General features: G+C 65.7%; 22 protein-coding genes. All 22 read left to right on the plus strand.

Translation table 11 applies throughout. The features are described 5' to 3' along the window. Nucleotides 1-24 precede the first annotated feature (24 nt). The gene (gene rplV, locus IEZ11_RS44800; protein ID WP_003974262.1) at nucleotides 25-372 is read left to right on the plus strand and encodes a 50S ribosomal protein L22; all 348 of its coding nucleotides are present in this window, start codon (nucleotides 25-27) and stop codon (nucleotides 370-372) included. Next, a complete protein-coding gene (rpsC, locus tag IEZ11_RS44805) occupies nucleotides 372-1199 on the plus strand; it encodes a 30S ribosomal protein S3 (RefSeq protein WP_046732371.1) in 828 nt (275 codons plus the stop codon). The genes rplV and rpsC overlap by 1 nt, the downstream gene beginning before the upstream one ends. A gap of 5 nt (nucleotides 1200-1204) precedes the next feature. Then, nucleotides 1205-1624, plus strand: a complete 420-nt coding sequence (gene rplP / locus IEZ11_RS44810) for a 50S ribosomal protein L16 (protein ID WP_189268842.1) — start codon at nucleotides 1205-1207, stop codon at nucleotides 1622-1624. Then, nucleotides 1624-1848 carry a 50S ribosomal protein L29 gene (gene rpmC / locus IEZ11_RS44815; RefSeq protein ID WP_030174543.1) on the plus strand — a complete coding sequence of 75 codons (225 nt, stop codon included), beginning with the start codon at nucleotides 1624-1626 and terminating at the stop codon, nucleotides 1846-1848. Before rplP ends, rpmC begins: the two co-directional genes overlap by 1 nt. Next, the gene (gene rpsQ, locus IEZ11_RS44820; protein WP_189268843.1) at nucleotides 1848-2135 is read left to right on the plus strand and encodes a 30S ribosomal protein S17; all 288 of its coding nucleotides are present in this window, start codon (nucleotides 1848-1850) and stop codon (nucleotides 2133-2135) included. The genes rpmC and rpsQ overlap by 1 nt, the downstream gene beginning before the upstream one ends. Nucleotides 2136-2235: 100 nt before the next feature. Further along, the gene (gene rplN / locus IEZ11_RS44825; protein ID WP_003992364.1) at nucleotides 2236-2604 is read left to right on the plus strand and encodes a 50S ribosomal protein L14; all 369 of its coding nucleotides are present in this window, start codon (nucleotides 2236-2238) and stop codon (nucleotides 2602-2604) included. Nucleotides 2605-2606: 2 nt separating this feature from the next. Continuing rightward, complete coding sequence (gene rplX / locus IEZ11_RS44830; protein WP_030967306.1) at nucleotides 2607-2930, plus strand: 50S ribosomal protein L24; 324 nt, start codon at nucleotides 2607-2609, stop codon at nucleotides 2928-2930. After that, nucleotides 2930-3487 carry a 50S ribosomal protein L5 gene (gene rplE / locus IEZ11_RS44835; protein WP_123974794.1) on the plus strand — a complete coding sequence of 186 codons (558 nt, stop codon included), beginning with the start codon at nucleotides 2930-2932 and terminating at the stop codon, nucleotides 3485-3487. The genes rplX and rplE overlap by 1 nt, the downstream gene beginning before the upstream one ends. Before the next feature lie 5 nt (nucleotides 3488-3492). Continuing rightward, nucleotides 3493-3678 (plus strand): type Z 30S ribosomal protein S14, encoded by a 186-nt coding sequence (locus IEZ11_RS44840; RefSeq protein ID WP_003948630.1) that lies wholly within the window; start codon nucleotides 3493-3495, stop codon nucleotides 3676-3678. A 214-nt stretch (nucleotides 3679-3892) separates the two neighbouring features. After that, a complete protein-coding gene (gene rpsH, locus IEZ11_RS44845; protein WP_089099428.1) occupies nucleotides 3893-4291 on the plus strand; it encodes a 30S ribosomal protein S8 in 399 nt (132 codons plus the stop codon). A 24-nt stretch (nucleotides 4292-4315) separates the two neighbouring features. Beyond that, entirely contained in the window at nucleotides 4316-4855 is a 540-nt protein-coding gene (gene rplF, locus IEZ11_RS44850; RefSeq protein ID WP_089099427.1) for a 50S ribosomal protein L6, read from the plus strand. Nucleotides 4856-4858: 3 nt separating this feature from the next. Continuing rightward, nucleotides 4859-5242: a 50S ribosomal protein L18 gene (gene rplR, locus IEZ11_RS44855; RefSeq protein ID WP_089099426.1), complete on the plus strand. Its 384-nt coding sequence runs from the start codon at nucleotides 4859-4861 to the stop codon at nucleotides 5240-5242. A 36-nt stretch (nucleotides 5243-5278) separates the two neighbouring features. Then, the gene (rpsE, locus tag IEZ11_RS44860; protein ID WP_009190144.1) at nucleotides 5279-5884 is read left to right on the plus strand and encodes a 30S ribosomal protein S5; all 606 of its coding nucleotides are present in this window, start codon (nucleotides 5279-5281) and stop codon (nucleotides 5882-5884) included. Then, entirely contained in the window at nucleotides 5884-6066 is a 183-nt protein-coding gene (gene rpmD / locus IEZ11_RS44865) for a 50S ribosomal protein L30 (protein ID WP_006376032.1), read from the plus strand. Before rpsE ends, rpmD begins: the two co-directional genes overlap by 1 nt. 2 nt (nucleotides 6067-6068) lie before the next feature. Then, nucleotides 6069-6524, plus strand: a complete 456-nt coding sequence (gene rplO, locus IEZ11_RS44870) for a 50S ribosomal protein L15 (protein WP_189268844.1) — start codon at nucleotides 6069-6071, stop codon at nucleotides 6522-6524. Nucleotides 6525-6712: 188 nt separating this feature from the next. After that, nucleotides 6713-8026, plus strand: a complete 1314-nt coding sequence (secY, locus tag IEZ11_RS44875; RefSeq protein ID WP_189268845.1) for a preprotein translocase subunit SecY — start codon at nucleotides 6713-6715, stop codon at nucleotides 8024-8026. Further along, nucleotides 8026-8691 carry an adenylate kinase gene (locus IEZ11_RS44880; protein WP_189268846.1) on the plus strand — a complete coding sequence of 222 codons (666 nt, stop codon included), beginning with the start codon at nucleotides 8026-8028 and terminating at the stop codon, nucleotides 8689-8691. The genes secY and IEZ11_RS44880 overlap by 1 nt, the downstream gene beginning before the upstream one ends. A gap of 117 nt (nucleotides 8692-8808) precedes the next feature. Beyond that, complete coding sequence (gene map / locus IEZ11_RS44885) at nucleotides 8809-9645, plus strand: type I methionyl aminopeptidase (RefSeq protein ID WP_189268847.1); 837 nt, start codon at nucleotides 8809-8811, stop codon at nucleotides 9643-9645. 265 nt (nucleotides 9646-9910) lie between these two features. After that, nucleotides 9911-10132 (plus strand): translation initiation factor IF-1, encoded by a 222-nt coding sequence (infA, locus tag IEZ11_RS44890; RefSeq protein WP_003948620.1) that lies wholly within the window; start codon nucleotides 9911-9913, stop codon nucleotides 10130-10132. A 61-nt stretch (nucleotides 10133-10193) separates the two neighbouring features. After that, nucleotides 10194-10307, plus strand: a complete 114-nt coding sequence (gene rpmJ, locus IEZ11_RS44895; protein ID WP_003998809.1) for a 50S ribosomal protein L36 — start codon at nucleotides 10194-10196, stop codon at nucleotides 10305-10307. Between the two features lie 194 nt (nucleotides 10308-10501). After that, nucleotides 10502-10882: a 30S ribosomal protein S13 gene (rpsM, locus tag IEZ11_RS44900; protein WP_020135802.1), complete on the plus strand. Its 381-nt coding sequence runs from the start codon at nucleotides 10502-10504 to the stop codon at nucleotides 10880-10882. A 70-nt stretch (nucleotides 10883-10952) separates the two neighbouring features. After that, a complete protein-coding gene (rpsK, locus tag IEZ11_RS44905) occupies nucleotides 10953-11357 on the plus strand; it encodes a 30S ribosomal protein S11 (protein WP_003956432.1) in 405 nt (134 codons plus the stop codon). The last annotated feature ends 232 nt before the right edge of the window (nucleotides 11358-11589 follow it).

Here is an 11589-nt window from a genome sequence, read left to right on the forward strand (position 1 = left end):
CGTAAGTAACTGAGAGGGACAACCATGGAAGCCAGGGCCCAGGCGCGGTACATCCGCGTTACGCCCATGAAGGCCCGCCGCGTGGTGGACCTTATCCGTGGCATGGACGCCACGGAGGCTCAGGCTGTTCTGCGATTCGCTCCGCAGGCAGCCTCCGTGCCGGTCGGCAAGGTGCTGGACAGCGCCATCGCCAACGCCGCGCACAACTACGACCACACCGACGCCGACAGCCTCTTCATCTCCGAGGCGTACGTCGACGAGGGCCCGACCCTGAAGCGGTTCCGGCCGCGCGCCCAGGGCCGTGCCTACCGGATCCGCAAGCGGACCAGCCACATCACCGTGGTCGTCAGCAGCAAGGAAGGAACCCGGTAATGGGCCAGAAGGTTAACCCGCATGGGTTCCGGCTCGGTGTCACCACGGACTTCAAGTCCCGGTGGTACGCCGACAAGCTGTACAAGGACTACGTCAAGGAAGACGTCGCCATCCGTCGGATGATGACGTCCGGCATGGAGCGCGCCGGCATCTCGAAGGTGGAGATCGAGCGCACCCGTGACCGCGTGCGGGTGGACATCCACACCGCTCGTCCGGGCATCGTCATCGGCCGCCGTGGCGCCGAGGCCGACCGCATCCGCGGCGACCTCGAGAAGCTCACGGGCAAGCAGGTCCAGCTGAACATCCTCGAGGTCAAGAACCCCGAGACCGACGCTCAGCTGGTTGCGCAGGCCGTTGCCGAGCAGCTCTCCTCCCGCGTCTCCTTCCGTCGCGCCATGCGTAAGAGCATGCAGTCGGCGATGAAGGCCGGCGCCAAGGGCATCAAGATCCAGTGCGGCGGCCGCCTCGGCGGCGCCGAGATGTCCCGCTCGGAGTTCTACCGCGAGGGCCGTGTGCCCCTGCACACGCTCCGTGCGAACGTGGACTACGGCTTCTTCGAGGCCAAGACGACCTTCGGCCGTATCGGTGTGAAGGTCTGGATCTACAAGGGCGACGTCAAGAACATCGCCGAGGTCCGCGCCGAGAACGCCGCTGCCCGCGCCGGCAACCGCCCGGCCCGTGGCGGTGGCGCTGCCGACCGCCCGGCCCGTGGTGGCCGCGGTGGCGAGCGGCGCGGTCGCAAGCCGCAGCAGGCTGCCGGCGCCGAGGCCCCCAAGGCCGAAGCCCCCGCCGCCGCTCCGGCTGAGAGCACCGGAACGGAGGCCTGACCGTCATGCTGATCCCCCGTAGGGTCAAGCACCGCAAGCAGCACCACCCGAGGCGTCGCGGTGAGGCCAAGGGCGGTACCACGGTCGCGTTCGGCGAGTACGGCATCCAGGCCCTCACGCCGGCGTACGTGACCAACCGCCAGATCGAGGCGGCCCGTATCGCGATGACCCGCCACATCAAGCGTGGCGGCAAGGTCTGGATCAACATCTACCCGGACCGCCCGCTCACGAAGAAGCCCGCCGAGACCCGCATGGGTTCCGGTAAGGGTTCTCCGGAGTGGTGGATCGCGAACGTGCACCCGGGCCGGGTCATGTTCGAGCTGTCCTACCCCAACGAGAAGATCGCCCGTGAGGCCCTCACTCGCGCAGCCCACAAGCTGCCGATGAAGTGCCGGATCGTCAAGCGCGAGGCAGGTGAAGCGTGATGTCGGCCGGTACCAAGGCGTCCGAGCTGCGCGAGCTGGGCAACGAGGAGCTTCTGGGCAAGCTCCGCGAGGCCAAGGAAGAGCTGTTCAACCTCCGCTTCCAGGCGGCGACGGGTCAGCTCGAGAACCACGGTCGGCTCAAGGCCGTCCGTAAGGACATCGCGCGGATCTACACCCTGATGCGTGAGCGCGAGCTGGGCATCGAGACGGTGGAGAGCGCCTGATGAGCGAGAGCAACGTGACTGAGAACACTGAGGCGCGCGGCAGCTTCCGCAAGACCCGTGAGGGTCTCGTCGTCAGCGACAAGATGGACAAGACCGTCGTCGTCGCCGTCGAGGACCGCGTCAAGCACGCGCTGTACGGCAAGGTCATCCGCCGTACGAACAAGCTCAAGGCGCACGACGAGCAGAACGCCGCGGGCGTCGGCGACCGTGTCCTCCTCATGGAGACCCGGCCGCTGTCCGCGACGAAGCGCTGGCGCGTCGTCGAGATCCTCGAGAAGGCCAAGTAATTTCCTGCGGGGCATCCCTCGCAGGACAGTTCCGCCAGGCTCGGCAGGGGTTCCGTAACCGGACCCCTGCCGGGAACCGGCAGACAAACAGGAGATAGACGTGATCCAGCAGGAGTCGCGACTGCGTGTCGCCGACAACACTGGTGCGAAGGAGATCCTTTGCATCCGTGTGCTCGGTGGCTCCGGTCGCCGCTACGCGGGCATCGGTGACGTCATCGTCGCCACCGTCAAGGACGCGATCCCCGGCGGCAACGTGAAGAAGGGTGACGTCATCAAGGCGGTCATCGTTCGCACCGTCAAGGAGCGCCGCCGTCCGGACGGCTCGTACATCCGCTTCGACGAGAACGCCGCTGTCATTCTCAAGAACGACGGCGACCCTCGTGGCACCCGTATCTTCGGCCCGGTCGGCCGTGAGCTGCGCGAGAAGAAGTTCATGAAGATCATCTCGCTGGCTCCGGAGGTGCTGTAAGCATGAAGATCAAGAAGGGCGACCTGGTCCAGGTCATCACCGGTAAGGACAAGGGCAAGCAGGGCAAGGTCATCGCGGCCTACCCCCGCGAGGACCGGGTCCTGGTCGAGGGTGTCAACCGGGTCAAGAAGCACACCAAGGCCGGTCCGACCGCTCGCGGTTCGCAGGCCGGCGGCATCGTCACGACCGAGGCGCCCGTCCACGTCTCCAACGTCCAGCTGGTCGTTGAGAAGGACGGCAACAAGGTCGTCACGCGTGTCGGTTACCGCTTCGACGACGAAGGCAACAAGATCCGCGTTGCCAAGCGGACGGGTGAGGACATCTGATGGCTACCACCACTGCTCCGCGTCTGAAGCTGAAGTACCGCGAGGAGATCGCGGGCAAGATGCGTGACGAGTTCAAGTACGAGAACGTCATGCAGATCCCCGGCCTCGTCAAGATCGTGGTCAACATGGGTGTCGGCGACGCCGCCCGTGACTCGAAGCTGATCGAGGGCGCGATCCGCGACCTGACCACCATCACCGGTCAGAAGCCGCAGGTCACCAAGGCTCGCAAGTCCATCGCGCAGTTCAAGCTGCGTGAGGGTCAGCCGATCGGTGCCCACGTCACGCTCCGTGGCGACCGCATGTGGGAGTTCCTGGACCGCACCCTGTCGCTCGCGCTGCCGCGCATCCGCGACTTCCGTGGTCTGTCCCCCAAGCAGTTCGACGGCCGTGGCAACTACACCTTCGGTCTCACGGAGCAGGTCATGTTCCACGAGATCGACCAGGACAAGATCGACCGTACCCGGGGTATGGACATCACCGTGGTGACCACGGCGACCAACGACGCTGAGGGCCGCGCGCTCCTTCGTCACCTCGGCTTCCCGTTCAAGGAGGCGTGAGCGAGATGGCGAAGAAGGCTCTGATTGCCAAGGCTGCTCGCAAGCCCAAGTTCGGTGTGCGTGGCTACACGCGCTGCCAGCGCTGCGGCCGTCCGCACTCCGTGTACCGCAAGTTCGGCCTGTGCCGCGTGTGCCTTCGTGAGATGGCTCACCGTGGCGAGCTGCCGGGCGTGACCAAGAGCTCCTGGTAATCCCCCTTTTTAGGGATTCCCAGGGCTCTCGGTAAGCAATGGGCGTGTCAGGCGCCCTCCCTTCCATGGCTTAGGCTTGGAGGGTTGGGCGCCTGACGGTCGCCCGTACGACTTACTACGCCGTAGGTCCACCGCGCCGCACCCGTCCCGTCTCGGATCGGGGAGAGGGATGGCGCACCAGGAAACCCCGGCGAGAGAGGCCACAGGCCAATTCATGACCATGACTGATCCGATCGCAGACATGCTGACGCGTCTGCGGAACGCGAACTCGGCGTACCACGACTCCGTGACGATGCCGGCGTCCAAGATCAAGTCTCACATCGCGGAGATCCTCCAGCAGGAGGGCTTCATCACGGGCTGGAAGGTCGAGGACGCCGAGGTCGGCAAGAACCTCGTCCTGGACCTGAAGTTCGGTCCCAACCGTGAGCGCTCCATCGCGGGCATCAAGCGGATCTCCAAGCCCGGTCTCCGGGTGTACGCGAAGTCCACCTCCCTGCCGAAGGTGCTGGGCGGCCTCGGCGTGGCGATCATCTCCACGTCGCACGGTCTCCTCACCGACAAGCAGGCCGGCAAGAAGGGCGTAGGCGGGGAAGTCCTCGCCTACGTCTGGTAGCAGAAGGGAACGGAGGAAACAGCTATGTCGCGTATCGGCAAGCTCCCCATCGCGGTTCCCGCCGGCGTGGACGTCACCATCGACGGCCGCACGGTGCAGGTCAAGGGCCCCAAGGGCGAGCTGACCCACACCATCGTGGCTCCGATCGACATCGCCAAGGGCGAGGACGGCACTCTCGCGGTGACCCGCCCCAACGACGAGCGTCAGAGCAAGGCCCTGCACGGCCTGTCCCGCACGCTGGTGGCGAACATGATCACCGGCGTGACCCAGGGTTACGTGAAGAAGCTCGAGATCAGCGGTGTCGGTTACCGCGTGACCGCCAAGGGCTCGAACCTCGAGTTCGCGCTCGGTTACAGCCACCCGATCCTGGTCGAGGCCCCCGAGGGCATCACCTTCAAGGTCGAGGCTCCGACCCGTTTCTCGGTCGAGGGCATCGACAAGCAGAAGGTCGGCGAGGTCGCGGCCAACATCCGCAAGCTGCGCAAGCCCGACCCGTACAAGGCCAAGGGCGTCAAGTACGAGGGCGAAGTCATCCGCCGCAAGGTCGGAAAGGCGGGTAAGTAAGCCATGGCATACGGACAGAAGATCCTCAAGGGCGACGCCTACAAGCGCGCCGCGATCAAGCGCCGTCACATCCGGATCCGTAAGAACATTTCCGGTACGGCGGAGCGTCCCCGTCTGGTCGTTACCCGCTCCAACCGCCACATCGTGGCCCAGGTGATCGACGACATCAAGGGTCACACCCTGGCGTCGGCGTCCACCCTGGACACCTCGGTCCGTGGTGGCGAGGGTGACAAGTCCGCGCAGGCCAAGCAGGTCGGCGCCCTGGTCGCCGAGCGTGCCAAGGCCGCCGGTGTCGAGGCCGTGGTGTTCGACCGTGGTGGTAACCAGTACGCCGGCCGCATCGCGGCTCTGGCGGACGCCGCCCGCGAGGCCGGGCTCAAGTTCTGAGCCGCTTGTAGCTAGCGGAAAGAGAGAGGTAATCCAATGGCTGGACCCCAGCGCCGCGGTGGCGGTGCCGGTGGCGGCGAGCGGCGGGACCGGAAGGGCCGTGACGGCGGCGCTGCTGCCGCCGAGAAGACCGCGTACGTTGAGCGCGTTGTCGCGATCAACCGCGTCGCCAAGGTTGTGAAGGGTGGTCGTCGCTTCAGCTTCACCGCGCTGGTCGTGGTGGGCGACGGTGACGGCACCGTGGGTGTCGGTTACGGCAAGGCCAAGGAGGTGCCGGCCGCCATCGCCAAGGGCGTTGAGGAGGCCAAGAAGCACTTCTTCAAGGTCCCGCGTATCCAGGGCACCATCCCGCACCCGATCCAGGGTGAGAAGGCTGCCGGCGTCGTTCTCCTCAAGCCGGCCTCGCCGGGTACCGGTGTGATCGCCGGTGGTCCCGTGCGTGCCGTCCTGGAGTGCGCCGGTATCCACGACGTGCTGTCGAAGTCGCTCGGCTCCGACAACGCGATCAACATCGTGCACGCGACCGTGGAGGCCCTGAAGGGCCTGCAGCGTCCCGAGGAGATCGCGGCCCGCCGTGGTCTGCCCCTCGAGGACGTCGCCCCCGCGGCTCTGCTTCGTGCGCGTGCGGGAGCGGGTGCGTAATGGCTCGCCTCAAGGTCACGCAGACGAAGTCGTACATCGGCAGCAAGCAGAACCACCGTGACACCCTGCGGTCCCTTGGTCTCAAGGGGATCAACACCGTGGTCGTCAAGGAGGACCGCCCCGAGTTCCGCGGCATGGTGCACACCGTCCGCCACCTCGTGACGGTTGAGGAGGTCGACTGATCATGGCGGAGAACAACCCGCTCAAGATCCACAACCTCCGTCCCGCCCCGGGCGCCAAGACCGCCAAGACCCGTGTCGGTCGTGGTGAGGCGTCCAAGGGTAAGACGGCCGGTCGTGGTACCAAGGGTACGAAGGCCCGCTATCAGGTTCCGGAGCGCTTCGAGGGTGGCCAGATGCCCCTCCACATGCGTCTTCCGAAGCTGAAGGGCTTCAAGAACCCGTTCAAGACCGAGTACCAGGTCGTGAACCTCGACAAGCTGGCCGCGCTGTACCCCGAGGGTGGCGAGGTCACCGTCGAGGGTCTGGTGGCCAAGGGTGCCGTTCGCAAGAACGCGCTCGTCAAGGTGCTCGGCCAGGGTGAGGTCTCCGTGGCGCTCCAGGTGACGGTCGACGCCGTCTCCGGCTCCGCCAAGGAGAAGATCACCGCCGCCGGCGGCACTGTCACCGAGCTCGTCTGAGTATTTCGGACGTCTCGATGACGTAAGCGATTCCCTACCGGGGATACCTCACAATGGGGTATCCCCGGTTGGTCGTTCCTAGGGGGGCAGTGCGGCCGGTAAGGTGGCCAGCACTGTTCTTTTTCCCATTCGTCGAACCTCAAGACCGTCACCCTTGACGCAGTTGCGCGGGGGTCGCAGGAGGCACCGTGCTCACCGCGTTCGCCCGGGCGTTCAGGACGCCCGACCTGCGCAAGAAGCTGCTCTTCACGCTCGGCATCATCGTGGTGTACCGGGTCGGTACCCACATCCCGATCCCCGGCGTCAACTACAAGGCCGTCCAGACGTGTGTCGGCGAGGCCTCCGGCAACCAGGGCCTGTTCGGTCTCGTGAACATGTTCAGTGGTGGCGCGCTGCTCCAGATCACGATCTTCGCGCTCGGCATCATGCCCTACATCACGGCGAGCATCATCCTTCAGCTGCTGACGGTGGTCATCCCGCGCCTGGAGGCCCTGAAGAAGGAGGGCCAGGCGGGTACGGCGAAGATCACGCAGTACACCCGTTACCTGACGGTGGCGCTCGCCATCCTGCAGGGCACCGGCCTGGTGGCCACCGCCCGCAGCGGCGCCCTCTTCTCCGGTTGCACGGTCGCTTCCAGCATCGTCCCGGACCAGGCGATCTTCACCACCATCACCATGGTCATCTGCATGACGGCCGGTACGGCCGTCGTCATGTGGCTCGGCGAGCTGATCACCGACCGCGGTATCGGCAACGGCATGTCGATCCTGATGTTCATCTCGATCGCCGCGACCTTCCCGTCCGCGCTGTGGGCCATCAAGAAGCAGGGCACCCTGGCCGGCGGCTGGATCGAGTTCGGCTCGGTCATCGCGGTGGGTCTGGTCATGGTCGCGCTGGTGGTCTTCGTGGAGCAGGCTCAGCGCCGCATTCCGGTGCAGTACGCGAAGCGCATGATCGGCCGCCGTTCCTACGGTGGTACGTCTACGTACATCCCGCTCAAGGTGAACCAGGCCGGTGTGATTCCGGTCATCTTCGCCTCCTCGCTGCTTTACATTCCGGCGCTCGTGGCGCAGTTCGCCGGCGGCAACTCGGGCTGGAAGGACTGGATCACCCAGAACCTGACCAAGGGTGACCACCCGATCTACATCGTTTCGTACTTCTTGCTCATCGTGTTCTTCGCGTTCTTCTATGTCGCCATCTCCTTCAACCCCGAAGAAGTAGCCGACAACATGAAGAAGTATGGTGGCTTCATCCCGGGCATCCGGGCTGGCCGACCGACCGCTGAGTACCTGTCGTACGTGCTCAACCGGATCACCTGGCCGGGTTCGCTGTATCTGGGGCTGATCGCTCTCGTACCGACGATGGCGTTGGTCGGCTTTGGGGCAAGCAACAACTTCCCGTTCGGTGGTACCAGCATCCTGATCATCGTGGGTGTCGGTCTGGAGACGGTGAAGCAGATCGAGAGCCAGCTCCAGCAGCGCAATTACGAAGGGTTCCTCCGCTGATGCGAATCGTCCTCGTCGGGCCGCCTGGCGCCGGTAAGGGAACGCAAGCCGTTCGCCTTGCCAAGGAGCTGAAGATCCCGCACATCTCCACGGGCGACCTGTTCCGCGCCAACATCAGCCGCAAGACGGAGCTCGGGAAACTCGCGAAGTCCTACATGGACGCCGGCAACCTGGTCCCCGACGAGGTCACCATCGCCATGGCCAAGGACCGCATGGAGCAGGAGGACGCCGTGAACGGCTTCCTGCTGGACGGTTTCCCGCGCAACGTCGCACAGGCCGAGGCGCTGGACGAACTGCTGAAGACCGAGAAGATCAAGCTGGACGCGGTGCTCGACCTCGAAGTCCCCGAGGAAGAGGTCGTGAAGCGGATCGCCGGGCGGCGCCTGTGCCGCAACAAGGCGGAGCACGTGTTCCACGTGACGTACACCCCGCCGAAGGCGGAGGGTGTCTGCGACGTCTGCGGCGGTGAGCTCTACCAGCGCGACGACGACTCCGAGGACACCGTCCGCACCCGGCTGGAGGTCTACCACACGCAGACCGAGCCGATCATCGACTACTACAAGGCGCAGGGCCTGGTGGCGACGATCTCCGCTCTGGGGGCGGTGGACGAGGTCACCAAGCGGGCGCTGGACGCGCTCAAGCGTGACGGGGACGAGGAGAAGTAGTTCCCCGGTGGTTTTGGCCGCGGTGCCCTGACGGGTGCCGCGGCCGTACTGTTGTGTTCGTGTTCGGCTGACGCCGACGCCGACGTTGTCGCGAGTGATGGAGAGCGCAGGCCACCCATGGTGCAGATCAAGACCCCCGAGCAGATCGCCAAGATGCGGGCGGCGGGCCTGGTCGTGGCGGCCATCCACGCGGCCACCCGTGAGGCGGCGGTTCCCGGCGCCAGCACCAAGGACCTGGACGAGGTGGCCCGCAAGGTCCTCGCCGAGCACGGTGCCAAGCCGAACTTCCTCGGCTACGGCGGCTTCCCCGCCACCATCTGCACGTCCGTCAACGACGTGGTCGTCCACGGCATCCCCTCCGAGGACGTCGTCCTCAAGGACGGCGACATCATCTCCATCGACTGCGGCGCGATCGTCGACGGCTGGCACGGCGACGCGGCCTACACCGCGTTCGTGGGCTCCGGTCACGCCCCGGAGCTGATCGAGCTCTCCCGGGTCACCGAGGAGTCGATGTGGGCCGGCATCGCGGCGATGAAGCAGGGCAACCGGCTCGTCGACGTCTCCCGGGCGATCGAGACGTACATCCGCCGCCAGCCGAAGCCCGGCGGCGGCAAGTACGGGATCATCGAGGACTACGGCGGCCACGGCATCGGCACCGAGATGCACATGGACCCGCACCTGCTGAACTACGTCGACCGGCGGCGGGGCAAGGGACCGAAGCTGGTGACCGGGTTCTGCCTCGCCATCGAGCCGATGGTGTCGCTGGGGACGCCCCGCACGGAGGTCCTGTCGGACGACTGGACCGTGATCACGACGGACGGGACCTGGTCGTCGCACTGGGAGCACAGTGTCGCGCTGACCGAAGAGGGGCCCTTGGTGCTGACGGCGCCTGACGGGGGCAAGGCCAAGCTGGCCGAGCATGGGATCACGGCTGCGCCGGATCCGCTGGGCTGAGCATCGCCCGAGGCTGCGGCCCCGGTGGGGGCTGGTCGCGCAGTTCCCCGCGCCCCTGAAGGGGCGCTCCAGGCGGGGCGCCTCGGACGGGTGCCGAAAATACCGGGCGCTTAATGATCTGTGTTCCGGGGCAGGCTTTCTCGATTCGTCTTTCCGGGTGCGCTGACGTAGACTGACTCGTCGGCTCTCGTGCACCCGCATGTCCGCATGCACCCGTAAGGGAAGCGTGGGAGTCGATCAAGGTAGTCGATTCGAAGGGCGAAGCGTGGCCAAGAAGCAAGGTGCCATCGAGATCGAGGGCACTGTCGTCGAGTCTCTTCCGAACGCCATGTTCAAGGTCGAGCTCCAGAACGGCCACCAGGTCCTGGCACACATCAGCGGCAAGATGCGTATGCACTACATCCGCATCCTCCCTGACGACCGGGTCGTGGTGGAGCTGTCTCCGTACGACCTGACGCGTGGCCGGATCGTCTACCGCTACAAGTAGATCTTGCCCAGGTCCCGTGCGAGCGGGGCTGCCGGCAACTGACCCGGAGAACCTCAATCCCATGAAGGTCAAGCCGAGCGTCAAGAAGATCTGCGACAAGTGCAGGGTGATCCGCCGTCACGGTCGGGTCATGGTCATCTGCGAGAACCCGCGCCACAAGCAGCGCCAGGGCTGACGCACGACCTATCCCTCTGCATCGACATCGCAGAGATTCGCGCGACGCGAGCTGAATATGTTCATACGCAGAACCCAGGTGCCGAAGGCGCCTGACACCCCCGGTTCGGAGGCCGGGGACCCAGTTCGTACCTGGTACGGCGGCTGGGAACCGGTTCTGCGGAAGACCTCCGAAGATCACCAGGAGCCATTGAAGTGGCACGCGTTTCCGGTGTTGACATCCCGCGCGAAAAGCGCGTGGAAGTCGCCCTCACCTACGTGTTCGGCATCGGCCGGACCCTTTCGCAGCAGACGCTGGCGGAGACGGGCATCGACCCGAACACCCGTGTTCGTGACCTGAGCGAAGAGCAGCTGGTCGCCATCCGCGAATACGTCGACAACAACATCAAGACCGAGGGTGACCTCCGTCGCGAGATCCAGGCCGACATCCGCCGCAAGGTCGAGATCGGCTGCTACCAGGGTCTGCGTCACCGTCGCGGTCTGCCCGTCCGCGGTCAGCGCACCAGCACCAACGCCCGCACCCGCAAGGGCCCGCGTCGCGCCATCGCCGGCAAGAAGAAGCCGGGCAAGAAGTAGTCCGCAGCGGACAACGCTTCATCAGCGGTCTTCGCTGTAGGACCGACCACCTCCCCGTAGGAGTAACTAGATGCCCCCCAAGGGTCGTCAGGGCGCTGCCAAGAAGGTGCGCCGCAAGGAAAAGAAGAACGTCGCTCACGGCCACGCGCACATCAAGAGCACGTTCAACAACACGATCGTCTCCATCACGGACCCGTCCGGCAACGTGATCTCCTGGGCCTCCGCCGGCCACGTCGGCTTCAAGGGCTCCCGGAAGTCCACGCCGTTCGCCGCGCAGATGGCCGCCGAGTCGGCTGCCCGCCGCGCTCAGGAGCACGGCATGCGCAAGGTCGACGTGTTCGTGAAGGGTCCGGGTTCCGGTCGTGAGACCGCGATCCGTTCGCTCCAGGCCACGGGCCTCGAGGTCGGCTCCATCCAGGACGTCACCCCGACCCCGCACAACGGCTGCCGTCCGCCGAAGCGCCGTCGCGTCTGACCTCGCTTCACAGGGCTGCTCGGGCGGTACGACTCGGTAAGGGTCGTGCCGCCCGTACCCTTGCAGTACCCGCACTCTCCGGGGCGCGGTTCCGTCGGGCGTCAAATAGCGGGCGTCCACGAAAGAAGGATCTGATCCACTCATGCTGATCGCTCAGCGTCCCTCGTTGACCGAAGAGGTCGTCGACGAGTTCCGTTCCCGGTTCGTGATCGAGCCGCTGGAGCCGGGCTTC

This window comes from Streptomyces fuscichromogenes (assembly GCF_014645815.1).
Taxonomy (GTDB): Bacteria; Actinomycetota; Actinomycetes; order Streptomycetales; family Streptomycetaceae; genus Streptomyces; species Streptomyces fuscichromogenes.

Excerpts from the sequence above, each read along its gene's own strand:
- rplO (WP_189268844.1), top strand. The coding sequence starts at position 6,069 with ATGGCGGAGAACAACCCGCTCAAGATCCACAACCTCCGTCCCGCCCCG.
- rpmD (WP_006376032.1), top strand. The coding sequence starts at position 5,884 with ATGGCTCGCCTCAAGGTCACGCAGACGAAGTCGTACATCGGCAGCAAG.
- IEZ11_RS44880 (WP_189268846.1), top strand. The coding sequence starts at position 8,026 with ATGCGAATCGTCCTCGTCGGGCCGCCTGGCGCCGGTAAGGGAACGCAA.
- rpmJ (WP_003998809.1), top strand. The coding sequence starts at position 10,194 with ATGAAGGTCAAGCCGAGCGTCAAGAAGATCTGCGACAAGTGCAGGGTG.
- map (WP_189268847.1), top strand. The coding sequence starts at position 8,809 with ATGGTGCAGATCAAGACCCCCGAGCAGATCGCCAAGATGCGGGCGGCG.
- rplV (WP_003974262.1), top strand. The coding sequence starts at position 25 with ATGGAAGCCAGGGCCCAGGCGCGGTACATCCGCGTTACGCCCATGAAG.
- rpsE (WP_009190144.1), top strand. The coding sequence starts at position 5,279 with ATGGCTGGACCCCAGCGCCGCGGTGGCGGTGCCGGTGGCGGCGAGCGG.
- rpsK (WP_003956432.1), top strand. The coding sequence starts at position 10,953 with ATGCCCCCCAAGGGTCGTCAGGGCGCTGCCAAGAAGGTGCGCCGCAAG.
- rplX (WP_030967306.1), top strand. The coding sequence starts at position 2,607 with ATGAAGATCAAGAAGGGCGACCTGGTCCAGGTCATCACCGGTAAGGAC.
- rpsQ (WP_189268843.1), top strand. The coding sequence starts at position 1,848 with ATGAGCGAGAGCAACGTGACTGAGAACACTGAGGCGCGCGGCAGCTTC.
- rplF (WP_089099427.1), top strand. The coding sequence starts at position 4,316 with ATGTCGCGTATCGGCAAGCTCCCCATCGCGGTTCCCGCCGGCGTGGAC.
- IEZ11_RS44840 (WP_003948630.1), top strand. The coding sequence starts at position 3,493 with ATGGCGAAGAAGGCTCTGATTGCCAAGGCTGCTCGCAAGCCCAAGTTC.
- rpsC (WP_046732371.1), top strand. The coding sequence starts at position 372 with ATGGGCCAGAAGGTTAACCCGCATGGGTTCCGGCTCGGTGTCACCACG.
- rplP (WP_189268842.1), top strand. The coding sequence starts at position 1,205 with ATGCTGATCCCCCGTAGGGTCAAGCACCGCAAGCAGCACCACCCGAGG.
- rpsH (WP_089099428.1), top strand. The coding sequence starts at position 3,893 with ATGACCATGACTGATCCGATCGCAGACATGCTGACGCGTCTGCGGAAC.
- rplE (WP_123974794.1), top strand. The coding sequence starts at position 2,930 with ATGGCTACCACCACTGCTCCGCGTCTGAAGCTGAAGTACCGCGAGGAG.
- rpmC (WP_030174543.1), top strand. The coding sequence starts at position 1,624 with ATGTCGGCCGGTACCAAGGCGTCCGAGCTGCGCGAGCTGGGCAACGAG.
- rplR (WP_089099426.1), top strand. The coding sequence starts at position 4,859 with ATGGCATACGGACAGAAGATCCTCAAGGGCGACGCCTACAAGCGCGCC.